This window comes from Paenarthrobacter aromaticivorans (assembly GCF_019038615.1).
GTDB classification, from domain to species: Bacteria; Actinomycetota; Actinomycetes; order Actinomycetales; family Micrococcaceae; genus Arthrobacter; species Arthrobacter aromaticivorans.
Genome location: NZ_JAHOPC010000009.1, coordinates 38,357 through 61,353, shown reverse-complemented (window position 1 = coordinate 61,353; position 22,997 = coordinate 38,357). Strand labels below are relative to the sequence as shown.

Annotated in this window: 20 protein-coding genes; 15 read left to right on the top strand and 5 right to left on the bottom strand. The window is 61.3% G+C overall.

The window, feature by feature from the left end; all coding sequences use genetic code 11:
* Window positions 1-3: 3 nt before the first annotated feature.
* Window positions 4-2,757 carry a WecB/TagA/CpsF family glycosyltransferase gene (locus KSW38_RS23455; protein ID WP_487345394.1) on the bottom strand — a complete coding sequence of 918 codons (2,754 nt, stop codon included), beginning with the start codon at window positions 2,755-2,757 and terminating at the stop codon, window positions 4-6.
* 312 nt (window positions 2,758-3,069) lie between these two features.
* On the opposite strand from KSW38_RS23455, the gene KSW38_RS14945 reads away from it, so the two are divergent.
* On the top strand, window positions 3,070-3,930 hold the full coding sequence (locus KSW38_RS14945; RefSeq protein ID WP_216925714.1) for a glycosyltransferase: 861 nt from the start codon (window positions 3,070-3,072) through the stop codon (window positions 3,928-3,930).
* Here the strand turns inward: KSW38_RS14945 and KSW38_RS14940 are convergent.
* On the bottom strand, window positions 3,922-5,331 hold the full coding sequence (locus KSW38_RS14940; protein ID WP_216925713.1) for a sugar nucleotide-binding protein: 1,410 nt from the start codon (window positions 5,329-5,331) through the stop codon (window positions 3,922-3,924). The two genes, KSW38_RS14945 and KSW38_RS14940, sit on opposite strands and share 9 nt — an antisense overlap.
* 3 nt (window positions 5,332-5,334) lie before the next feature.
* Window positions 5,335-6,333 (bottom strand): dTDP-glucose 4,6-dehydratase, encoded by a 999-nt coding sequence (gene rfbB / locus KSW38_RS14935; RefSeq protein WP_216925712.1) that lies wholly within the window; start codon window positions 6,331-6,333, stop codon window positions 5,335-5,337.
* 54 nt (window positions 6,334-6,387) lie between these two features.
* On the opposite strand from rfbB, the gene rfbA reads away from it, so the two are divergent.
* Window positions 6,388-7,254 carry a glucose-1-phosphate thymidylyltransferase RfbA gene (rfbA, locus tag KSW38_RS14930; RefSeq protein WP_216925711.1) on the top strand — a complete coding sequence of 289 codons (867 nt, stop codon included), beginning with the start codon at window positions 6,388-6,390 and terminating at the stop codon, window positions 7,252-7,254.
* A 12-nt stretch (window positions 7,255-7,266) separates the two neighbouring features.
* Here rfbA and KSW38_RS14925 read toward each other — a convergent pair whose 3' ends face one another.
* Entirely contained in the window at window positions 7,267-8,199 is a 933-nt protein-coding gene (locus KSW38_RS14925; RefSeq protein ID WP_216925710.1) for an aldo/keto reductase, read from the bottom strand.
* A gap of 51 nt (window positions 8,200-8,250) precedes the next feature.
* Here KSW38_RS14925 and KSW38_RS14920 point away from each other — a divergent pair, with 51 nt between their 5' ends.
* Together KSW38_RS14920 and mshC are read left to right on the top strand one after the other, a co-directional pair.
* Window positions 8,251-9,084, top strand: coding sequence for an undecaprenyl-diphosphate phosphatase (locus KSW38_RS14920; protein WP_216925709.1), 834 nt, complete (start codon window positions 8,251-8,253; stop codon window positions 9,082-9,084).
* A gap of 15 nt (window positions 9,085-9,099) precedes the next feature.
* The gene (gene mshC, locus KSW38_RS14915; RefSeq protein ID WP_216925708.1) at window positions 9,100-10,377 is read left to right on the top strand and encodes a cysteine--1-D-myo-inosityl 2-amino-2-deoxy-alpha-D-glucopyranoside ligase; all 1,278 of its coding nucleotides are present in this window, start codon (window positions 9,100-9,102) and stop codon (window positions 10,375-10,377) included.
* A 16-nt stretch (window positions 10,378-10,393) separates the two neighbouring features.
* Here mshC and KSW38_RS14910 read toward each other — a convergent pair whose 3' ends face one another.
* A complete protein-coding gene (locus tag KSW38_RS14910) occupies window positions 10,394-11,299 on the bottom strand; it encodes a PAC2 family protein (protein WP_216925707.1) in 906 nt (301 codons plus the stop codon).
* Window positions 11,300-11,421: 122 nt separating this feature from the next.
* On the opposite strand from KSW38_RS14910, the gene KSW38_RS14905 reads away from it, so the two are divergent.
* The 11 genes from KSW38_RS14905 (at window position 11,422) to KSW38_RS14855 (ending at window position 22,912) form a co-directional block, all read left to right on the top strand.
* Window positions 11,422-12,141 carry an HAD family hydrolase gene (locus KSW38_RS14905; protein ID WP_216925706.1) on the top strand — a complete coding sequence of 240 codons (720 nt, stop codon included), beginning with the start codon at window positions 11,422-11,424 and terminating at the stop codon, window positions 12,139-12,141.
* Window positions 12,142-13,305 (top strand): site-2 protease family protein, encoded by a 1,164-nt coding sequence (locus KSW38_RS14900; protein WP_216925705.1) that lies wholly within the window; start codon window positions 12,142-12,144, stop codon window positions 13,303-13,305.
* Window positions 13,306-13,414: 109 nt separating this feature from the next.
* Window positions 13,415-14,503 carry a tRNA (adenine-N1)-methyltransferase gene (locus tag KSW38_RS14895; protein WP_254186544.1) on the top strand — a complete coding sequence of 363 codons (1,089 nt, stop codon included), beginning with the start codon at window positions 13,415-13,417 and terminating at the stop codon, window positions 14,501-14,503.
* A 96-nt stretch (window positions 14,504-14,599) separates the two neighbouring features.
* A complete protein-coding gene (gene arc / locus KSW38_RS14890; protein ID WP_216925704.1) occupies window positions 14,600-16,411 on the top strand; it encodes a proteasome ATPase in 1,812 nt (603 codons plus the stop codon).
* Window positions 16,412-16,461: 50 nt separating this feature from the next.
* A complete protein-coding gene (gene dop, locus KSW38_RS14885) occupies window positions 16,462-18,084 on the top strand; it encodes a depupylase/deamidase Dop (RefSeq protein WP_216925703.1) in 1,623 nt (540 codons plus the stop codon).
* Window positions 18,085-18,220: 136 nt separating this feature from the next.
* A complete protein-coding gene (locus KSW38_RS14880; protein ID WP_216925702.1) occupies window positions 18,221-18,424 on the top strand; it encodes a ubiquitin-like protein Pup in 204 nt (67 codons plus the stop codon).
* 80 nt (window positions 18,425-18,504) lie between these two features.
* Window positions 18,505-19,314 (top strand): proteasome subunit beta, encoded by an 810-nt coding sequence (prcB, locus tag KSW38_RS14875; protein ID WP_216925701.1) that lies wholly within the window; start codon window positions 18,505-18,507, stop codon window positions 19,312-19,314.
* A 1-nt stretch (window position 19,315) separates the two neighbouring features.
* Window positions 19,316-20,023 carry a proteasome subunit alpha gene (prcA, locus tag KSW38_RS14870; protein ID WP_216925700.1) on the top strand — a complete coding sequence of 236 codons (708 nt, stop codon included), beginning with the start codon at window positions 19,316-19,318 and terminating at the stop codon, window positions 20,021-20,023.
* 1 nt (window position 20,024) lies between these two features.
* Window positions 20,025-21,389, top strand: coding sequence for a Pup--protein ligase (pafA, locus tag KSW38_RS14865; protein WP_216925699.1), 1,365 nt, complete (start codon window positions 20,025-20,027; stop codon window positions 21,387-21,389).
* Between the two features lie 127 nt (window positions 21,390-21,516).
* Complete coding sequence (locus KSW38_RS14860) at window positions 21,517-22,446, top strand: FKBP-type peptidyl-prolyl cis-trans isomerase (protein ID WP_216925698.1); 930 nt, start codon at window positions 21,517-21,519, stop codon at window positions 22,444-22,446.
* A gap of 70 nt (window positions 22,447-22,516) precedes the next feature.
* Window positions 22,517-22,912, top strand: a complete 396-nt coding sequence (locus tag KSW38_RS14855; RefSeq protein WP_216925697.1) for an FKBP-type peptidyl-prolyl cis-trans isomerase — start codon at window positions 22,517-22,519, stop codon at window positions 22,910-22,912.
* The last annotated feature ends 85 nt before the right edge of the window (window positions 22,913-22,997 follow it).

Here is a 22,997-nt window from a genome sequence, read left to right as displayed (position 1 = left end):
GTTCTACTGCCTGCTGCTCTCATCGCGTTCCCAGGAAGAGCTCGCTCTCCCCGTAAAGAATGCTCCACACCGGCCAATAACGGCGAAAGCAGCGTATACGAGCGCATCGAATGCACTGACCGGCCCGCGTACTGAAACGGCCAGCTCCTGCAAAGTCCGCGCCGTAGAGGTGGCTGTGCCGGATGACGTCGACAGGGGGCCCCGTGAGGGTCCTTGCTGTTGGTTTCCGCGGTATGTGCGCCGAAGAATCGCGAGCAACGCCCTGGATGAGCGCGGGGTCCGGACAACCACAGGGTCGGTCGCCAGAACAGCTTTTTCGGCCGGCTGGAACAAACGGTCCACGTAGTAGTCGTCGCCGGTCAGAGCGGGAAATTCTCCGAGCCGTTCATGGCCATCTGCGTTCATTGCGTAGACTCCGGCGCCCCACAGTCCTTGAGCGTTTCCAGGAATCCGGTTCCGGGCCCTGTAATAGGCCCTGACCAATACGGAGGCTCCGCTGGTGTCGTAGCGGAAGGCTGGCCGTGCAGCCAGAAGGGGCCCGGCCTCCAGGGCCTTAAAAACGGCGTGCAGGGCCTCGGAGTTGAGCTCTACATCGGCATCCAGGTACAGGCGCGGCCACAGTTCCGTGGCATCGTCCGCGGCGTTCAGTGCTGCTGTCTTTGACGCTTCCTTGACGTGCAGGACCTTAACGCCGCGATACCGCGAGGCAATGGATTCCGTATCATCGGTGCAGCCATTGCACGCCACGATGACATCTACAGATCCGGCACTTATGACGTCCTTCAAAGAATCCAATGTCCGGCCAATCACTTTTCCCTCATTGTGCGCCGGGATGATGACGGCTCCGGTTGGAAGGCCTTTCGAAAGACCAGGGGATCGGGTGGCATGAGGCAACGTCTGCCACAGCTGTTTCCTCAAAAGGGCCCGCGCTGCTTCCCGGTGGCCAGGTTTGTTTATGCGTGCTATCTCAGCGGCGCACACGGCCGCCCGGAAGAACAGAGCCCTGCTCCGCCCGAGATGTTTGGCTGCATAGCGAACACGATTCACGGACAGAAGTGCCGTCAGTTGAGGCGAGGTACCTGAACCCCCGCCTTCATGCCACATCCTTGCTGTGGGCTCGAACCAGATTGACTTCCCTGCTTCACGGAGTCGATGGCAATAATCTGTCTCTTCCGAATACAAGAAGAATTGCTCGTCCCATTCCCCAACGGCCTGGGCTGCCTCGTCGCTTATCAGGAGGGCCGCGCCTGTGGCCCATTCGATGCGGTGAGCGTATTGGTAGCCCTCCACGTCGAAGTCCATTTCCGAGAGCCAGGCGGGCCGACGGCGCAGATGGCTGCCCAGTGCGGCATCCCCAAGAGCCCGCATCACGCTCGGCTCGCGGCGCAGCGAGGGATAAACACTGCCATCATTTTCCAGCAGGACCGGCACAACGGCCCCAGCGTGGGACAGCCTCATTCTTCGGCGCAATGCTGCTACTGCGCCCGGCTCCACCCGCAGGTCCGGATTCAAGATGAGGTAGGCGTCGGCGGGGCCCGCCACGCGCATCGCCGCGTTGATGCCACCCGCGTAGCCGAGATTTCCGCCCGTCCGCAAAGAGATGACATCCGAATGCTTCCCCAGCTCTGTCATGGTGCGATCGTCAGGAGAATTGTCCGCCACCACTACCTTCATGGTTTGCTCGCCCGTCATAGCCCTCAGGCTCGAAATCAGGGGCCCGACGTCGTCGGCGTTGTTGTAGGTAACAACTATGGCTGCCACCTCTGCCCTCACCTCAGCCGGGAGGAAGGGCTGCGGCGCCTGGTTGTTGATCGGGGCAGGGGCAATTATTGAATCCTCTGGCTTCCGGCCCGCGGGCAGTGCGGTAGGAGGCACTTCCGCAGCGCTGACCTGACGCAACTTCAGGTATGCCTCGGGCCCATCCACCAGGTACCGGCGGGCAAGTCTGCGCGGCTCCAGCATGAGTCGCCAAGCCCACTCAAACCCGTGGGAACTGATCCAGGATGGGGCACGCCGGATTCGGCCAGCCAGGAAATCGACAACAGCACCGAACGCCAGCAGGATCTTGGCACCCGTGAGCCGACCATACTTGCTCACCCACAATTCCTGGCGAGGCTTGCCCATGCCCACCACCAGGATGTCCGGAGCAGTGGCCGATATCTGCGCGGCAAGTTCCAGCGAAGCCTGCTCATCGCTGATCACGGACCTCTCCGGGGCCCACCAGCCTGCGATCGCCAAATCCGGACGCTCCGCAGCGAACCTGCTGCGGATAAGTTCCTGGGCCTGCTCCGTGCCACCAAGGAATCCCACGCTCAGGCCGCGGCGTTCGGCTTCGTCCAGCAAGGGCTCCACAAGATCGCTTCCCGCCAATCGCGGCCACGGTTGATCCGTAAGACGACGGGCCTCGGCTACCAAGGGGGCTCCGTCCAACAGCGTCAGCCACTCCACGGACGCGTGCTCCGCCATGGCACCCATCCACCTGCTTCCGGCCCCAAAGTGCAGGATATGGTCCAAGTTCGCAGAACAAACTCCAAGAGGTGACGCGCCAACCGAAGTTGCCCGGTCCATAATTTCCCGCAGGGCGCCATCAAACTCCAAGAGCTTGACGGGAACTCCGCCCAAGCTCACCCACAGACCCTGCCCTGCTGGTGAAACTGTTGGCGGTCGGGAACCATGCGCTCTGGCGTCCCCAGGGCGAAGCCGGGTAGAAATGTGGTGGGTGGCCACCCGGGAGGGCGCAGTCTCTTGGTGCAGCATTCTCGGCTCCAGGCTCGACGATCCAACTCACGGCACAAAAATATGCCGGCGATCCAAGTTGCTGCACTTCCCGGATCGCCGATGCCGGACGGCGGGTGCCGCCCGAACTTACTTCCTTGAGTTGTCTCCCGGCCCTACTTTTTCGAGGCTGCCGTAGGGCTACTTTAGGACGATTTGCCTGCGTACACCAGAGCGCGCGTTTGACTCATGGGAAGATCCGCGGTCGCAGGGTATTGCCTGCCGGCCCCTGCCGGGAGAGGATGCGTTATGTCGACACCGAAGGGACCAACTCTGACCACGTAGAGGACGGACATGGGCAGCGAGATCACAGATTGTTCGCGGGGCTCGGCAACGCATTTTGTTCTGACACGCTTCAACGTCCGCAGCTTTTATCACAAGGCAGAGCCCACGGACGAATGGCTTCGCGAGCGCCTTCAACTATTTGAAATGTACTGCATCCCTTGCTTCCGGAATCAAACCGAGGCCCGGTTTACTTGGCTGGTTTTCCTTGACTCCCTGTCACCATTGTGGTTGCGGCAGGAAATAGACAAACTATCCCAAGGCCTCTTTCGGGCTGTTTACGTTGAGGGTGCCTTCTCGCAGGAATTCCTTAGCCGGACAATTGGCCAACTTAGTGTCACTCCCTACGTCATCACCACACGGGTCGACAACGACGACGCAGTAGCAAACGACTTCATTGAGACAATTCAGAACTGTTTCGCGGAACAGGACAAAACCTTCGTTAATCTAGTGAATGGTGCGCAGTATGCCGGGCGGAAACTTTACGTCCGCCCCTACACGATGAATCCATTTTCGAGCTTGATAGAGCGGGTTGCGAACCATCGTCCCGCCACCGTGTTCGTTGAACATCATTACCGGATCGATGCATATGCCCCTGTCCTGAACGTGCGCACCGCACACCCGATGTGGTTGCAGGTGATCCACGGCGGCAACGTCCTCAACGAGGTCGTAGGCCTGCGAACGAGTGCCCAACGCATTGCCCCACACTTTTCTGTTTCCCTCGAGGTGGATGATCGACTGTTCAGCCGCAGCGTGGACAGGGTGCTGGGCGCCTGGAGGATTTTCCTGCGTCTGCTCCGAAAGCCATCGCGGCTGAGGGACTTGACCAGGACCCTCGTGGCGCGGAAAGCGGGAAGCTTCGTCTCAAAGTGACGTTCCGGAACGCAGATATGCTTCCAAGCGGGCATGCGACATGGACGGAATGAAGCCCGCTTCCTTTATTTTCGAAAGGTCCAGGATGCTGCTGCCTGGGCGCGGCGCCGTCCCGGGTTTTGCGTATTCGGAGGTGCTGATGGTGGTGATTTTCCCTGGATCCGCACCGCAGAGTCGATAGACATCCTGTGCAATGTCCGCCCAGGACTGCGGCTCGCCGTCGTTGGTGAGGTTGTACGTTCCGTAAGGTGCCTGTTGGGTAATCAGGTGCCTGATGCCTGCGGCAATATCAGAGGCAAATGTCAGCCGCCCCCATTGGTCACCCACCACCGTGGGCGCAACGCCTTTCGCCGCCAGGCCAGCCATGGTGCGGACGAAGTTGCGGCCCTCGCCCACTACCCAACTGCTCCGCACAATGTAGTGCCGCGGCACCGCAGCAACGGCAGCGTCTCCGGCGGCTTTGCTTTGCCCGTAGACACCCAGGGGAGCAGGTGCCTCGTCCTCCCGGTGCACGGCGGCCGTGCCGTCGAACACATAGTCGCTGGACACATGGACAAGCGTCAGTGAATGTTCGACGGCGGTCCTGGCAAGGCGGGACACTGCAGCTGCGTTAATGCTCCAGGCAGCAGTGCGGCCTTCCGCTGTCTCCGCGGCGTCGACTGCTGTGAAGGCGGCGGCGTTGATGATGGTGGAGTACTTGCGCCAATCGGTGGCGAGATAGGAATTCTCTGCGGAGATATCGAACTGGGCTCGTCCCGCAAAGTCGACTGTGGGGTCGCCGTCGAACTCCTGTCTGAGCGCCTTCCCCAATTGTCCGTCCGCGCCGAGTACCAATGTCCGCCTGGATTGCATGGGTGTGACTGCTGCCAGCCTCGGATGGTTGCGGTCCTGCGCTGACAGGATGGCCCGCTCCAAGGGTATGGGCCACGGGACGGCGACGTTTTCGTCGCCAACGTTCAGGAACGTATATTCGGCTTGGGCGCTGGCGCTCCAATGGTCGTTGACCAAGTAGGTGTAGGCAGTGTCGTCCTCCAGGGTTTGAAAAGCATTGCCCACACCGCGCGGAACGAAGATAGCGTCCTTGGCCGTCAGCTCGGCATGGAACATCGTTCCGAAGGTTGGCCCATCCCGCAGGTCCACCCATGCACCAAAAATCCGCCCCGATGCGAGCGAAACAAACTTGTCCCATGGTTCGGCGTGGATACCGCGCGTTGTTCCACGGAGGGCATTGAAGGAGATGTTGTTCTGCACCGGCCCAAAATCCGGCAGGCCCAAAGCCATCATCTTGCTACGGTGCCAGTTCTCCTTGAACCATCCCCGGTGGTCACCGTGGACCGGCAGCTCGAAAAGCACCAACCCAGGGATGGGGGTGCTGCGGGCTGTCAATTCAGTGGGTTCCATTGGTTAGTGGCCTTGACCCGCATACTTGGTTTCGGTCGCAGCTTTTTGCGGCCGCCACCAAGCTTCGTTGTCCTGGTACCAGCGCACGGTGTCAGCCAATCCGGCGTCGAAGTCTGCAAACCGGGGGACCCAACCAAGTTCCTTTCGAAGCTTGCTGGAATCGATCGCGTATCGAAGATCGTGACCGGGCCTGTCGGTCACCAGGTCATAGGCTTCAGGGGACTGTCCCATCTGTCGAAGAAGCTTCTCCACGACGACCCGGTTGGACTGCTCACCGTCAGCACCGATCAGGTACGTTTCACCAATCCGCCCACGCTCCAGGATTGCCGCCACAGCCGAGGAGTGGTCCTCCACATGGATCCAGTCCCGCACATTGTGGCCGTTGCCGTAGAGGCGGGGACGGTTGCCATCCAGGATGTTGGTGATCTGTCGTGGAATGAACTTTTCCACGTGCTGGTAGGGCCCATAGTTGTTGGAGCAGTTGCTGATGGTCGCTTGGAGGCCGAAGGAACGGACCCAGGCCCGCACCAACATGTCTGAACCGGCTTTGGTTGCCGAGTAGGGGCTGGTGGGCCGATAGACCGACGACTCGGTGAACCGCTGCGGATCTTCCAGGGCCAAATCCCCATACACCTCATCTGTGGATATGTGGTGGAAGCGGGTACTGTGCTTCCGCGCCGCTTCAATGAGCGTGAACGTGCCGACGAGGTTCGTGTCCACGAACGGCCGGGGATCCTGCAGCGAATTGTCATTGTGGGATTCGGCCGCAAAATGCACCACGGCGTCAACGCCTGCTGTCATGCGGTCTACCAGTGGGGCATCGCAGATATCGCCCTGGACGAATTCGAAACGTTCAGGAGGCAGACCGGCGAGGGACTCGATGTTTCCGGCATAGGTGAGTTTGTCCAGGGCCGTGACATGGAGGCCTGTGTGCTCCATGATGTAGTGGATAAAGTTGCATCCAATGAATCCGGCCCCGCCGGTGACAAGGATTCTCTGCATGGCCATAGCGTAGCCGCCAATTGCGGCTATGTGCAGCGGGAAGGGACAGCTAATATGCGCGGCATCGTTCTTGCAGGCGGCACGGGCTCCCGGCTTCACCCAATAACGCTTGGAATCAGCAAGCAATTAGTCCCCGTATTCGACAAACCCATGATTTATTACCCGCTTTGCACGCTGATGCTTGCCGGCATTCGGGACATTCTGGTGATTACTACACCCACGGATGCGCCCCAGTTCGAGAACTTACTGGGCGACGGATCCCAATTCGGCATAAACCTCAGCTATGCACAACAACCCACGCCTGATGGATTGGCCCAGGCATTCGTCCTGGGGGAGCAGCACATTGGCAGCGGCAAAGTAGCGCTCATCCTGGGGGACAACATCTTCAACGGTCCGGGGATGGGCAACCAATTCCGCAAGTACGCCGACGTTGAAGGCGGCGCGATCTTCGGTTACTGGGTCAAGGATCCAAGTGCTTACGGCGTCGTGGAATTCGATGACGATGGTCTTGCCGTATCCATCGAGGAAAAGCCAGCGTCCCCAAAGAGCAACTACGCGGTCCCGGGCCTGTATTTCTACGACAATGACGTTGTCGCCATGGCAAAAAACCTCAAACCTTCCCCTCGAGGGGAGCTGGAGATCACGGACATCAACCGGCAGTACATGGAGCTCGGAAGGCTCCATGTGCAGAAATTCCCCCGCGGCACCGCCTGGCTGGATACGGGAACATTCAGCGACCTCAACGACGCATCGAACTATGTCCGCACCACCGAGAACCGGCAGGGCCTGAAGATCGGAGCGCCTGAGGAGGTGGCCTGGCGAATGGGATACCTGAACGACGACGAACTCCGCCAACAGGCGTCCAAGCTCGCCAAGAGCGGCTACGGCAGCTACCTGTTGGACATCCTCGACCGCCAGTAAGGACCTCTAAGGCTATACCGCCGAGACATCCTCCAGAGCGCGCGAAATTTCGGCCGGGAGAACCGTCAACTGGGCATCCAGCAGTTCCTTGAGCTGGACAGCGTTCCGGGCTCCCACTATCGCCGTGGCAACGCCGGGACGCGAAAGCAGCCAACTCAGCGATACGTCCACCGGCGATCGTCCCAAACCCCGCGCCGCCATGGCGACGGCCTCCACTACACGTGATGCCTTGGGTTCAAGGTACGTCTCAACATACGCAGCAAGCCTGCTCTGCGCAGCACGTGAATCCGCGGGAATCTGGCCCCGGTACTTTCCGCTCAAGACACCACGGCCCAGGGGAGCCCAGGCCATCAGGCCGAGCCCGGCATCCTCCACGGCAGGAATGAGCTCTTCCTCCGGCTTTCGCTGCACCAGGGAATATTCGGATTGGTTAGCTACCAGCGTGAAACCAGCGACTGCCGCCGCTTTGGCTGTCTGCCAACCGTTGTAATTGGAAATTCCCACGTAGCGGGCACGTCCTGTCCTCTGCGCGAGCTCCAACGCTGACAGGGTCTCGTCCAAGGGAACATTCGGGTCCCACTCATGAACGAACCAGATATCGAGGTAATCGGTTCCAAGCCTTGCCAGGCTGGCGTCCAACGCTGACAACAGGGCACCGCGTGATGCGTTGATGCTGCGCCTGGATTCCGACGCCGAGACACCGGCTTTGGTAGATATCACGACTTCGGAGCGAGCCACGACGTCACCCAACATGGAGCCCAACATCGCCTCAGCCTGGCCTTGGGCATACGATGCAGCGGTGTCGATGACGGTGCCACCTGCGTCCACGAAAGCGTGGAGCAACTCCGCAGCGTCCTGCTCATCCGTCTCCTGCGCCCAGGACATTGTTCCGAGGGACAAAGAGGAGACACGGAACCCGCTGTTCCCGACATAACGCTGCTGCATGCTGATAGCTTACGGGGAGTTCCCAGTCTTCATGACGTAGGGTCTATTCACGTGAACTGGATAGAAGCAGCCTTGCTGGGCCTGGTGCAGGGCCTCACCGAATTCCTCCCGATCTCTTCAAGCGCACACCTGCGGATCGTGGGCTCATTCCTTCCGAATGCAGCCGATCCCGGTGCCGCCTTCACGGCCATTACCCAACTGGGTACGGAGACTGCGGTCATCGTCTATTTCTGGCGCGACATTGTGCGGATCATTGGAGCCTGGTTCAGGTCCCTGGGCGGAAAAGTGCCCCGAAACGATCCTGACGCCCGAATGGGGTGGTTGGTGATCCTGGGCAGCCTTCCCATCATCGTGCTCGGCTTGTTGTTCCAGGACCAGATCGAATCGGTCCTGCGGAGCATGTGGATTGTCGCCACCATGCTCATTGTCTTCGGCATGATCCTGGCAGTCGCCGATGCCGTAGGTCGCCAGGAACGCGATCTCACACAGCTCAGCTACAAACACGGCATCCTGTATGGCCTTGCCCAGGCGATGGCCCTTATTCCCGGCGTTTCACGGTCTGGCGGAACCATCACCGCCGGCTTGCTGATGGGGTACACGCGTGAAGCTGCGGCCCGGTATTCGTTCCTCCTCGCCATTCCGGCGGTTTTCGGCAGCGGCCTCTACCAGCTCTACAAAACGGTTTCCAAGGAGGGCCTGGCCGGTCCCTTCGGCCTCCCGGAGACGGCCCTGGCCACAGTCATCGCCTTCGTGGTGGGCTACGTGATCATTGGTTGGTTCCTTAAGTTCGTCTCCACACGCAGCTACAGGCTCTTTGTCTGGTACCGCATTCTCCTTGGCCTGGCCTTGTATGTCCTGCTCGGTTTCAATGTGATCAGCGCCTAGCACTAAGGTTGAGTCGTGAAATCGTGGACTTCCCGCCCTGTTCCTGAGCTGCCCGGCACAATGCCGCAACTACGCCTCTTCGACACCGCCCTCGGCCGTGTCGTGGAGATAGAGCAGCAGCCGGAACAATCGATGTACGTCTGCGGCATTACGCCGTACGACGCCACGCACATGGGCCACGCCGCCAGCTATGTGGCCTTCGACCTCCTCAACAGGGCTTGGCGCGATGCCGGGATCCGGGTGGCCTACGTCCAGAACGTTACGGATATCGATGACCCGCTGCTTGAGCGCGCCACCGCCACCGGCGTGGACTGGCGTGAGCTGGCGCAGAGCCAGATTGAACTGTTCCACACGGATATGGACGCGCTCAACGTCCTTGCTCCGAATCACTACATCGGCGCGGTGGAAGCAATTCCGGATATTGTGCCCGCCATCGAGCGGCTTATTGCCGATGGCGTCGCCTACCGCGTACAAGGCACAGACGGCGAGCCCGACGGCGATGTCTACTACGACGTCGAAATGGCCGGCAAACGATCCGACGCCACGGATGCATGGACCCTGGGCGACGTTTCAGGCCTCGGCGAAGCGGAAATGCTTGCCCTCTTTGCAGAGCGCGGCGGCGATCCGGACAGGGCGGGCAAACGCCAAGCGCTCGATCCCTTGCTCTGGCGGGTAGCGCGTGAAGGCGAACCCAGCTGGCCGGGGGCCACTCTCGGCGATGGCCGTCCCGGTTGGCACATCGAGTGTACGGTTATCGCGCAGAAGTACCTGCCCGCACCTTTCACCGTGCAGGGCGGCGGCTCCGACCTCGTGTTCCCGCACCACGAAATGGGAGCTGGACATGCTTACTCACTGGCGGGCGTTCCACTTGCCCGGCACTATGCCCACGCTGGCATGGTAGGCCTTGATGGGGAAAAGATGAGCAAGTCAAAGGGCAACCTGGTTCTGGTCTCCAAGCTCCGGGCTGCCGGAGAAGAACCAGCAGCCATCCGCCTTGCCATCCTCGCGCACCACTACCGCTCTGATTGGTCCTGGACCGAGGCGGACTTCGGGGCAGCAAAGGATCGGCTCGCCCGGTGGCGCACTGCCCGCGACGCCGCCCCTGCCGGTTCGGCCGCAGCACTCGTCGAGGCCATGCGCCTGGAATTGGCCAATGACCTCAACGCTCCCGGAGCCATTGCCGCCGTCGATCGCTGGGCTGAGGAGGCATTGCGGAACAACGCCCCGGTGTCCGGGATGGACGCCGCACTTATGGGCGATGCTGTAGACGCGCTGCTCGGCGTGGAGCTTTAGGGCCGGTCCTTACGCTTTAGGGCCGGTCCTTGCCGCGCCGCTTGAGGTAGCGCTCGAATTCCCGTGCAATCGATTCGCCGGATGCTTCCGGGAGGTCTGCGGTGTCCTTGGCCTCCTCCAACTGGCGCACGTAGGCGGCAATCTCAGGATCCTCGGTGGCAAGTTCGTCCACTCCGCGTTCCCAAGCCTCGGACTCTTCCGCCAGGGCCTGGCTGTCCAAGGGAACCTGGAGCAAGTCCTCGATCTTGTGAAGGATGGCAAGTTGGGCTTTGGGCGAGGGTGGTTGCGCAACATAGTGGGGGACCGCTGCCCACAATGACACCGTTGGCAGCCCTGCCAGCATGGCAAACTCGGCGAGCACACCCACAATGCCCACGGGCCCCTCGTATTGGGAGGCCTCCAGGTTCAACCGTTCCCGAAGGGAACTGTCTTCTGTGGTGGTGCTTACCGGAATAGGCCTGCTATGGGGAACGTCGGCCAGCAGCGCGCCCACAAGAATGACCGAGTCCACCTTCAGCGCCTCCGCATGGACCAGGAGTTCGGTGGTGTAGGCGCGCCAACGGTATGAAGGTTCGGTGCCAAGAACAAACACAGCGTCCACATTGCTGTCCGGAACTGACGCTTTGTAGATCCGGGTTGACGGCCATTTGACTTTGCGCGCACCAGAGGACGTGCGCCGCACGGTGGGCCGGGTGAACTGGAAGTCGTAGTACTCCTCGGCGTCCACTGTGGCAACCTTCTTGCCCTCCCAGAGCTTGTTCAAATAGTGCAGCGCATCGCTGGCAGCCTCACCGGCGTCGTTCCAGCCTTCAAACGCGGCGATCATTACGGTGACGCGCTGGCCTTCCGCGGGTTCCTTAAGGAAACGCTCGGGCTCCGCGGTGTTGTCCTGTCCTTCGGGGGTCCCGTCCACACTGTTCATCCACTCACCCTACGTCCAAGTCCCTTGCGGATGCATGGCATTTCGCGCCGGAGCGTGTCCTGTATTCGCCCACAGCGCAAGCCCGGCCGGAAGCGCCCCGGCTTCCACGTAGACTTGAAACCATGCCTTCGTCATCCAGTCAGCCCCTCCTCAAAGCCGTGCTCTGGGATATGGATGGCACCCTCGTGGACACTGAGCCCTACTGGATCGCCGCCGAGCGCGCACTCGTGGAGGCCCATGGTGGGACATGGTCACACCAGCAGGCCATGCAGTTGGTGGGCCAGTCCCTGCTGCACTCCGCCGCTGTACTCCAATCTGCAGGAGTCCGCCTTGAAGCCCGGGAAATCGTGGATACCCTCAGCGCACAGGTGATCACGCACGTCCGCAATGAAGTTCCCTGGCGCCCGGGAGCACGGGAGTTGCTTGACGAATTGCACGAGGCAGGCATCCGCTGTGCTCTCGTCACCATGTCCGAGGGCCCGCTCGCCGGCGTCATCGTTGAAAGCCTCCGCAAGCCCTACTTCGAATTCCTGGTCACCGGAGACACCGTCACCAACGGCAAACCGCATCCGGAGGCCTACCTTACGGCTGTTGAACGGCTTCGGCTCGACGACCCGTCCCTGACCATCGATCACTGTGTTGCGTTGGAAGATTCCATTCCGGGCGCTACGGCTGCCTTGGCATCGGGCGTACTGACTGTGGGCATCCCGCACCAGGTTCCGTTGCCCGGGTACCCCGGCATGGTCATGTGGGAAACCTTGGTAGGCCGGTCCGCAGCAGACGTCAGGCAGTTGGTTGCCGACCGCTTCGCGACAGGAAACCTGCTTGAAGGGGCAAACTAGGTGAGCAGCTCCTCCACGCCACACCATGCTGTTACCAAGAAGGACGGCATTCCACTAGGGAGAATCGCGGGAATCCGCGTGTACCTCGCGTACTCGTGGTTCGTCATCGCGGGTTTCACGGTGATCGTCTATGGGCCGGCCCTGCTGGTTCGAATGCCCAACCTGGGCATTTGGGCCTACTTCGTTGCCCTCGGCTATGCCTTGCTGCTCGCCCTCTCCGTCCTGGTCCACGAGCTTGCCCATGCGCTGAGCGCCAAAGCGTTCAACTGGCCGACGGAAAAGATTGTCCTGAACCTGTGGGGCGGGCACACCCAATTCGAGAGCTTCACCGCATCCCCGGGACGCTCAGTCATCGTCGCACTTGCCGGACCGGTGTCGAACTTTATCCTGGCCGGCGGCATGTGGGCTGTCCTTACTTCAGGCATCCTCGGTGGCGTTGCGGAAATCCTGGCAAACATCCTGATGTGGGCCAACCTCCTCATTGGCATCTTCAACGTTCTTCCCGGTTTGCCCTTGGATGGCGGCCGCTTGGTGGAGTCGGCGGTATGGAAAGCCACAGGCAGCCAGGACAAGGGAACCATAGCGGCAGGATGGTCGGGCCGTGTCATCGTCGCCGCACTTGTCATTTGGTTCATCGGAGTGCCGTTCCTTACTGGAGCGCCCCTGGACATCAGCCTTATGCTCATCACCGTCCTTGTTTGCGGTTTCCTGTGGATGGGCGCATCGAGCTCAATCCACCATGCAAAACTCCGCAGCCGCCTTTACCTGGTGAGCGCGGCCGGGCTTGCGGAGCCCGCGGTGGGCCTCCCGAACGCGGCTACTGTGGCGGACATCCTGCTGGTATCACCTGCCGGGAGTCCCGCCGTCGTAATTTGCGGTCCTGACGGAAAACCCCAGGGAGTGGTGGACCCGGGCGCGGTTGCCGCGGTTCCTCCCGAAGCCACAGCGACGACGCCGGTCACCGCCGTAGCGCATGCCCTCGCTGCCGGCGCCTACGTCCCGGAATGGTCCAAGGGCCAGGAGCTGATCCAGTATCTGGCGCGGCTGGAGGGTGGCGAATACGCTGTGGTGGACCACAACGGAACCGTGACCGGGTTGCTCCGCCAACAGGCGGTAGTGACAGCGATAACAGGTAAAGAAGCACGGGGCAGCGGGCGCGCCTGACCCCCTTGCCGGTAGAGTTACGTGCCGGTCAATAAAACAAACCATAGATTTCGGCGCCCATACGGCAGCAACACATGGCGGCCCAGCCGCAAGGAGCGAGGAACACCACATGAGCAGCGAAACCGCCGCGGCTGAGACAAGCGCAGGCACTGTCACGGGTGCGGACACCGGCATCGACAAGCCAGCCACTGACTCTGCCACGCAACCAACCGGGGCAGCCCGGCGCCGTGGGCCTTTCCGTGTGGGCGAGCGGGTGCAGCTGACCGATGAGCGTGGCCGGATGAACACCATCACGCTTGAGGTGGGGGGAGCTTTTCATACCCACCGCGGGTTCCTGAACCACGACGAAATAATCGGCAAGGTTGATGGTTCGGTAGTCAGTAATAACATCGGCCAGCAGTACCAAACGCTGCGTCCCCTCCTCTCGGACTTCGTGCTGTCCATGCCCCGCGGTGCGGCGGTTGTCTATCCGAAGGATGCCGGCCAGATTGTCACGATGGCAGATATCTTCCCCGGTGCCCGTGTTGTGGAAGCCGGCGTGGGCTCCGGTGCGCTGTCCATTTCCTTGCTCCGTGCAGTAGGCGACGGCGGCTACCTCCATTCCTTTGAGCGTCGGGAAGAATTCGCGGATATCGCCCGGGGGAATGTGGAGACGATTTTCGGTGGCCCGCACCCCGCTTGGCAGATCTCCCTGGGTGACTTCCAGGAAGAAGTGGTCCGCACCGAGGCGCCCGGCTCCGTAGACCGTGTAGTCCTGGACATGCTTGCTCCCTGGGAGTGCCTTGACGCAGTGGCAACGGTTCTGGCTCCGGGGGGCGTCTGGATCAATTACGTGGCCACGGTGACGCAACTTTCCCGCACGGCCGAGGCCATCAGGGCTGACGGACGCTTCACCGAGCCCGATGCCTGGGAATCCATGGTCCGCGGCTGGCACCTTGAAGGACTCGCAGTGCGCCCGGACCACCGCATGGTTGCCCACACGGGATTCCTCCTGGTCACCAGGCGGCTCGCCGACGGCGTCACTGGAATCTCCGTCAAACGGCGCCCATCCAAGACCGAATTCAGCGAGGAAGACCTGAACGCCTGGACTCCGGGAGCAGTAGGGGAGCGTGCCGTATCGGATAAGAAACTCCGGCGCGCCGCACGTGATGCCATCGCCGGAACCAACGTCCAGGACGACCCCCCGGTCACAAACTGAAAAGGTCACAATAGGGTCCGCATTCCGGATGTCACACAGCACCCTGAGCTTTTCGGGACTAAGGTCTTCTTAAGCGCAGGAAGGGGCTGATGAATCGTGGATACGTCGAACAACAACGACATTGGACGGCCGACGCCGGAGGAAGCTAACGCCGCTGCTGAAGAGGCAGCAAACCGGAGGCTTGCCGCCATCCAGCCGCCCGACCCATCCAGTGAATTGACCGTGGCCGAACGCCAGATCAACATCCTTCGGGACAAGCTTCGCCACATCGACCGCCAGCTTGCTGCCGCCACCCAGAACAACAGCAAGCTCGTCAGCATGCTTGAAACGGCGAAGAGCGAGATCCTCCGTTTGAAGGGTGCTTTGGAGCAGGAAGGGCAACCGCCCTACAGCTTCGGAACAGTGGTTCAGATCAACCCCCGCAGGCAGCCGGCCCCGGGAAGTTCCGGGCAGGCGGCCACGGAGGAATCCGTGGACATTTTCAATGCAGGCCGCAAGATGCGTGTTGGCATCAGCCCGCTGGTAAATGTCAACCAACTCGCCGTTGGTCAGGAAGTCCTCTTGAATGAGGCACTGCTGGTGGTTGCCGGGCTTGGCTACGAACGGGCGGGTGAACTCGTTACGCTCAAGGAGTTGCTGGGCAAAGACCGTGCGTTGGTTGTTGGCCGTGCGGACGAGGAACGCGTAGTCCGCCTTTCCGGGGCGTTGCAAAACGTGCACCTGAAGGTAGGAGACGCACTATCCCTGGATTCGCGCACCGGCTATGCACTGGAGAAAGTCCCGCGCGCTGAGGTGGAGAACCTTGTCCTGGAAGAAGTTCCGGACATCACCTACCAGGACATCGGCGGCCTTGGTCCCCAGATTGAACAGATCCGAGATGCTGTAGAACTCCCGTTCCTGCATCCGGACCTGTACCGGGAACACGGGCTCAAGGCGCCCAAAGGCATCCTCCTCTACGGTCCGCCAGGTTGCGGCAAGACCCTTATCGCAAAGGCGGTGGCCAATTCCCTGGCAGCCCGTGCCGCTGAGCGCGCAGGCAACACCGACCTCAAGAGCTACTTCCTCAATATCAAGGGCCCTGAGCTCCTGGACAAGTACGTCGGCGAAACCGAACGGCACATTCGGCTGATCTTCTCCCGTGCCCGGGAAAAAGCGTCCGATGGCAGCCCCGTGGTGGTCTTCTTCGATGAAATGGATTCACTGTTCCGCACCCGTGGAACTGGCGTATCTTCCGACGTCGAAACCACCATCGTCCCGCAGCTGCTCAGCGAGATTGATGGGGTGGAGCGATTGGACAACGTGATCGTTATTGGTGCCTCAAACCGCGAGGACATGATTGATCCCGCAATCCTCCGGCCGGGCCGCCTTGACGTAAAGGTCAAGATCCAGCGACCCGATGCCGAAGCCGCTGCAGATATCTTTGGCAAGTACATCACCACCGACCTTCCCTTCCATGCACAGGATCTGGCGGAGTACGGTGGGGACGTCCAGGCCACTGTCGACGCCATGATCCAGCGCACGGTGGAGGCAATGTACTCCACGGAGAAGTCGAACGAATACCTTGAAGTCACGTACGCCAACGGTGATACGGAAATGCTTTACTTCAAGGATTTCAACTCCGGCGCCGTGGTTCAGAACGTTGTGGACAGGGCTAAGAAGTACGCCATCAAGGACCTGCTCACCAACCATCAGAAGGGTCTGAGGATCGATCACCTGCTGCGTGCGGTGGTGGATGAATTCCGGGAACATGAGGACATGCCCAACACCACAAACCCTGACGACTGGGCAAGAATCTCAGGGAAGAAGGGTGAACGGATCACGTACATCCGTACGATCGTGCAAGGCAAGGCCGGCCAGGAACCTGGCAAATCCATCGAGACCACAGCCAACACGGGTCAGTACCTGTGACGGCCAGAACCGAGGGTGTGCCCGGGGAAAGGTTGCCTGTAGGTGGCGCGATGCGCGTCATGGGTTCCGAAACCGAGTACGGAATCCATGCGCCATCGGCGCCCGGGGCGAACGCCACCATGATGTCCGCCCGGATCATCCAGGCCTATGCCACGGTCACGCGCCAACGTGCCGCCGGGGGAGCGGAAACGCGTTGGGACTACACAGACGAAGAACCTTTACACGATGCCCGCGGTTGGACCGTTGACCGGGCGTCCGCCGATCCCAGCCAGTTGACTGACCAGCCGCCAGTGCTCGACGCCGAGGCAGTGGCGTTGGCGTATGGCCGCCAGGAACTGGAACTGGACGGCCAGGACGAATCCGGTTCGCTCCTCATGAACATGGTCCTCGGGAACGGCGCGCGCCTTTACGTGGACCACGCACACCCGGAATACTCAAGCCCTGAAGTCACCAACCCACGGGATGCGGTGGCCTGGGATGCAGCCGGCGATCTCGTCGCACTTGCCACGGTGAGGAAAGTGGCGGCAGACACCAGCCTTCCGCCGATCAATCTCTACAAGAACAACACTGACAACAAATCAGTGTCCTATGGCTCGCACGAGAACTACCTCATGCCCCGTTCAGTTCCCTTTGGCGACATCATCCGGGGGCTCACGCCATTCTTCGTGTCCCGGCAGGTGATTTGTGGGGCCGGACGTGTGGGGATCGGACAGGACAGTTCCACGGCCGGCTACCAGATCAGCCAACGGGCAGACTTCTTCGAGGCTGAGGTGGGCCTTGAAACCACTATCCGACGCCCCATCATCAACACCCGGGACGAGCCCCACGCGACGGCGGATAAGTACCGGCGGCTTCACGTCATTATCGGCGATGCGAACCTCAGCCAGGTTTCCAACTACCTGAAGTTCGGCACCACGGCCATGGTTCTCAGCCTCATTGAAGCTGGCCAGGCACCCCGCATCGAAGTCCATGAACCCGTTCAGGCGCTGCAGGCCATCAGTCATGACACAACCCTGGCCACTGCCGTAAGACTGCTGGACGGACGCAGGGTGACAGCCCTGGACATCCAGTGGATGTACTACGAAGCCGCCGCAAAGCTGGCGCAGGAGACCGGAGTTGCCGATTCCGTCACTGGCGACGGGCACACGCATGGCGTCCTTGAGCGCTGGGAGTCAACCCTGTCACTGCTGGGCAGCGACCCCGCTGCTGCGGCGTCATCCGTGGAGTGGGTAGCCAAGAAGTCCCTCCTTGAGGGGTACCGGAACCGGGACGGCCTTGGCTGGGACGATGCCAGGCTTGGGCTGGTGGATCTCCAATGGTCCGATATCCGGCCGGAGAAGGGCCTCTACTACAGGATGCTGTCCAGGGACAGGATGATCCGGATCGTCGACGACGCCGACATCGCCAGGGCGGTGGGTGAACCGCCGTCGGATACTCGCGCGTATTTCCGCGGACGGTGCGTCTCAAGCTTCGGCAAAGATGTTGTCGGTGCCAGTTGGGACTCGGTCATCTTCGATGTGCCGGGACTGGGGAAATTGCAGCGTGTTCCCACGCGCGAGCCGTTGCGGGGCACCCGGGCGCTCACAGGAGCCCTCTTTGACCGGCATAAGGAGGCTGGCTCGTTCCTGGCCGAATTGCTGGGCCAGAAGCCGCCGCCGCCGCCCAAGGACTGACGCGTTCAGTCCCGGGACTGTGGCGTTCAGGCACAGGAAAATGGTGCCCCGGCAAAGCCGGGCGCAGCAGCCCACGGCGTGGCAATATGGCAGTAGGAAGTCCCCACAAACGGGGGCTGACAGTAGGGAGAGAGAAATGGCAGCTCAGGAGCAGCAGCAACCGCAGTCACGGGACACCGAGACCGAAGTAGACGTCCCGGAGGCACCACCGGCAGCACCCGAAGCCCAGGCCTCGGACGCCACGCAGGGTGTGGACGATCTCCTCGATGAAATCGATGGCGTTCTGGAATCCAACGCTGAAGAGTTCGTCAGGGCGTTCGTCCAAAAGGGCGGCCAGTAAGCGGACCCGGACAAACCATGTACTGCCCGGCCGGCGCGAGGCCGCCGGGCATCGGAATGCAGAGTCGAAGGAGTGCAGCAATGCAGGACCCATCAACCGGCCCCCTGGCCACCCAGGCAACGTCTTCATTCACGGAGCACCTTCAACGCTCGCGTCCCGAACTCCTTCCTTTCAACCAAACGTTGCCGGCCGGCACCGTACCGTCCTCGCCGCACGCAACCACCATTGTCGCCTTGACGTATGCCGGCGGGGTGCTGATGGCGGGGGACCGGCGGGCAACCATGGGAAACGTGATCGCCAGCCGGCACATTGAGAAGGTCTTTCCCGCGGACCAGTATTCGGTTCTGGGTATTGCCGGTACAGCTGGCCTGGCCATCGACATCACCCGGCTCTTCCAGGTGGAACTTGAACACTACGAAAAGATTGAGGGCACCCTCCTCAGCCTGGTTGGCAAGGCGAACCGTTTAGGCGCCATGATCCGGGGCAACCTGCCCATGGCGATGCAGGGAATGGCGGTGATTCCGTTGTTCGCCGGCTTCGACCACGTGTCAGCCACCGGGCGGCTTTTCTCCTACGACGTCACGGGTGGACGCTACGAAGAACAGGAACACCACTCCGTGGGTTCCGGTTCTGTTTTTGCGCGGGGAGCGCTGAAAAAGCTTTGGAAGCCCAATCTCACGGAAGAACAAGCCGTGGCCGTCGCGGTGGAGGCCCTCTATGACGCCGCGGACGACGACTCCGCGACGGGCGGCCCGGACCCCGTCCGCCAACTCTGGCCAGTGGTTTACACGGTCAACCGTGCCGGTAATCGCCGGGTACCTGAACGGGACCTGGCGGCGATAGCCGGTGCCATCGTCGAATCCCGTGCCATCGCCGGACGGGAGGCCTGACATGACGCAGCAGTTTTATGTCTCGCCCGAACAGCTGATGAAGGACCGTGCGGACTTCGCACGGAAGGGCATTGCGCGCGGACGTTCCGTAGTGGTGATCAGTTGCGCCGATGGCATCGCACTGATTGCTGAGAACCCGTCACCTTCGCTGCACAAAATCGGCGAGATCTACGACAAAATCGCGTTCGCGGCAGTGGGCAAGTACAACGAGTTCGAAAGCCTCAGGCAGGCTGGGGTACGGTACGCGGACGTCCGCGGCTACTCGTACGACCGCGAAGACGTGACCGCCCGGGGACTGGCAAGCGTCTACGCGCAGAGCCTCGGCGCCGTGTTCACCGCCGAACAAAAGCCGTTCGAAGTGGAACTGGCGGTGGCTGAAGTCGGCCTGGCGCAGGAGCAGGACCACCTGTACCGGCTCACCTTTGATGGTTCGATTGCCGATGAGAACGGCTTCGTGGTGATGGGTGGACTTGCCGATCAGATTTCCGACGTCGTAAGCGGGGCTTGGGAGCCCGAGCTTGGTTTTGCAGGGGCCATGAGATTGGCTTTGCGCGCTTTGGCGACAGATAAGGAAGCCGACGCCCTCCCGGCGACCGCCGTCGAAGCCGCCGTTCTGGACCGCGCTTCGGAGAGTCGCCGGGGTTCCCGCCGGGCTTTCCGGCGTCTGGGTCCCGAGGACATGACACAGCTGCTCACAGAGGAGGCTTGAGATGGACAAACGCATATTCGGCATCGAGACGGAGTTTGGGATTTCCTATTCCAGCCCCGACTCACGTCCTTTGGCCCCCGAAGAAGTGGCCCGCTATTTGTTCCGCAAAGTGGTGAGCTGGGGCAGGTCTTCCAACGTCTTCCTGACCAACGGTTCACGCCTGTATCTGGACGTTGGTTCGCACCCGGAATACGCCACCGCAGAATGCGACGACCTCGCGCAACTGATCGCCCACGACCGCGCCGGCGAGCTCATCCTGGACGACCTCGTCGATGAGGCCCAGGCCCGCCTGGCCGCGGAGGGTTTCAATGGCACGGTGTACCTCTTCAAGAACAACACCGACTCCGCCGGAAACTCCTACGGCAGCCACGAGAATTACCTCATACCCCGGCGGGGGGAGTTCTCCAGGCTGGCCGAGATCCTCATCCCGTTCCTGGTGACCCGGCAGCTCATCGCGGGAGCGGGCAAAGTCCTGAAGACGCCCCACGGTGCAACGTTCGCCTTTTCACAGCGGGCGGACCATATCTGGGAAGGCGTGTCCTCTGCCACCACCAGGTCACGCCCCATTATCAACACCCGTGACGAGCCGCATGCCGATGCAGAGTTCTACCGTCGGCTTCATGTGATCGTGGGTGATTCCAACATGTCCGAAACCTCCGCGCTCCTCAAAGTGGGCACGGTGGACCTCATCCTGCGCATGATCGAGGCAGGGGTGATAATGCGGGACATGCGGATGGAAAACCCGATCCGGAGCATCCGGGAAATTTCGCATGACCTCACGGGCAGCGCCCTGGTCCGCCTGGCAAACGGCAGGCAGCTTTCGGCGCTCGATATCCAGCGGGAGTACCTGGCAAAGGTGACAGAGTTCGTCGCCGCGAACGGCGCGCACAATGCCCACGTGCCCCTTATTCTCGATCTCTGGGAGCGGACTCTGGACGCGATTGAAAGCGGCGATACCAGCACCATCGACACCGAGGTGGACTGGGCCATCAAGAAGAAGCTGATGGACAGTTACATGCGTCGGCACGACCTCAGCCTGGACTCGCCTCGCATTGCCCAGCTGGATCTCACCTACCACGACATTTCGCGCCAGCGCGGCCTCTTCTTCCTGCTGCAATCACGGGATGCCGCACGGCGTTTGGTCCCCGAAACCGAGATCAAGGACGCCGTGGACACTCCTCCCCAGACAACCAGAGCCAAGCTGCGGGGAGACTTCGTCCGGAGGGCGCAGGAACTCGGACGCGACTACACGGTGGACTGGGTGCACTTGAAGCTCAACGACCGCGCACACCAGACGATCCTGTGCAAGGATCCCTTCCGTAGCGTGGACGACCGCGTTGATGCGCTCCTGGACTCCATGGGCTAAGGGGTTTCTTAGCGGACTCCCAGCTTCACCGGCTATTCTGGACTGTGGCCTCTTTCCAAGAGGCCATTGGCTTGGATCTGCCATGCGCCTTTCCGAGTGTCCTTTGCCCCGACGAAAGTGTCTTTTTGTGCGCCGACTCCTAGCAATTCTTCTTCCTGCCCTGCTGCTCATCACTGCGTGTGGGGGCGGGGGCACGCCAGCCGCCGAGCCCACCAGCCAGTCATCCGGCGATGTCTCCAAACTCGATTCCGTGAAGGTGACGGACAACGGAGATGACAAGGCCCCTGGCCTGGACTTCACCAAGCCGCTCACCGTCGCTGAACCCACTATCAAGGTAGTCAGCGAAGGCAATGGCGAGCGTATCAAGGCCGGCCAGGTTGCCGAGCTCGCATACATCGCGGTGGATGGCAATGACGGCAAGACCGTTGAAGACGTCTACAAGAATGGCCCCCAGCCCATTGAGCTGAATGACGAGCTTAAGAAGGGCAACGAGCTGATCTACAACGCCATTGTTGGCGCCAAGATCGGTTCCCACATCGCGTTCGCTGCGCCGGGTTCGGCAGCTACGGGCGCGGCAGCCGGCTCTACGCAGTTGGTGGTTTTCAAGCTGCTTTCAGCTAAGGAAGCAGCTCCGGTCCTGTCGAAGCCGGAAGGTGAGACCGTCACTCCTCCGGCTGGGCTCCCCACCGTGAAGGAAGACGACAAGGGCATCCCGCAGATCTCCGTTGACGGCGCAGCCGCTCCGAAGGAACTTATCGCACAGGACCTGATCAAGGGCTCCGGCGCTGCTGTTAAGGCCACAGACACGCTCACGGTGAATTACGTAGGCGTCAACCTTGTGGGCGGCCAGAAGTTCGATTCGAGCTTTGACCGGGGGCAGACGGCAAGCTTCGCGCTTTCCGGTGTCATCAAGGGCTGGACCCAAGGCCTGGAAGGCAAGACGGTTGGCTCCCGCGTCCTTCTGGTAATCCCGCAGGACCTTGCTTACGGCGCCGCTGGACAGGGTGAAGCCAAGGGCGATCTCGTATTCGTCGTTGACATCCTCGGCGTCAAGTAGACTGCCACCTGATCCGGGACTGGCTAAGCTTGATCCTGACACCACTCACCCCACACACCAAGGAGCAACCATGTCATTTGGTCAGCGTGACTTCGACCGCACCAAGCCCGAAATCGACTTCCCCGAAGGCGACGTTCCCACCGAACTCGTCATCACGGACCTCATCGAGGGGTCCGGCGCTGAGGCCAAAGCCGGCGACACCGTTTCCACCCACTACGTTGGCGTCGCCTGGTCAACGGGCGAAGAGTTCGATGCTTCCTGGGGCCGTGGCGCTCCGCTGGACTTCCGCGTTGGCGTGGGCCAGGTCATCCAGGGCTGGGACCAGGGCCTGCTGGGTATGAAGGTTGGCGGCCGTCGCCGTCTGGAGATCCCTTCAGAACTGGCGTATGGATCCCGTGGCGCCGGCGGAGCAATCAAGCCCAACGAGGCGTTGATTTTCGTCGTTGACCTCGTAGCTGTCCGCTAAGGCGCAAGCTTCCTGCCAAGGCGCGTTACCTTCCGGCTTTGCCGGACCGGTGACGCGCCTTGCTGCTTTCGCCCAGGACTTTAGT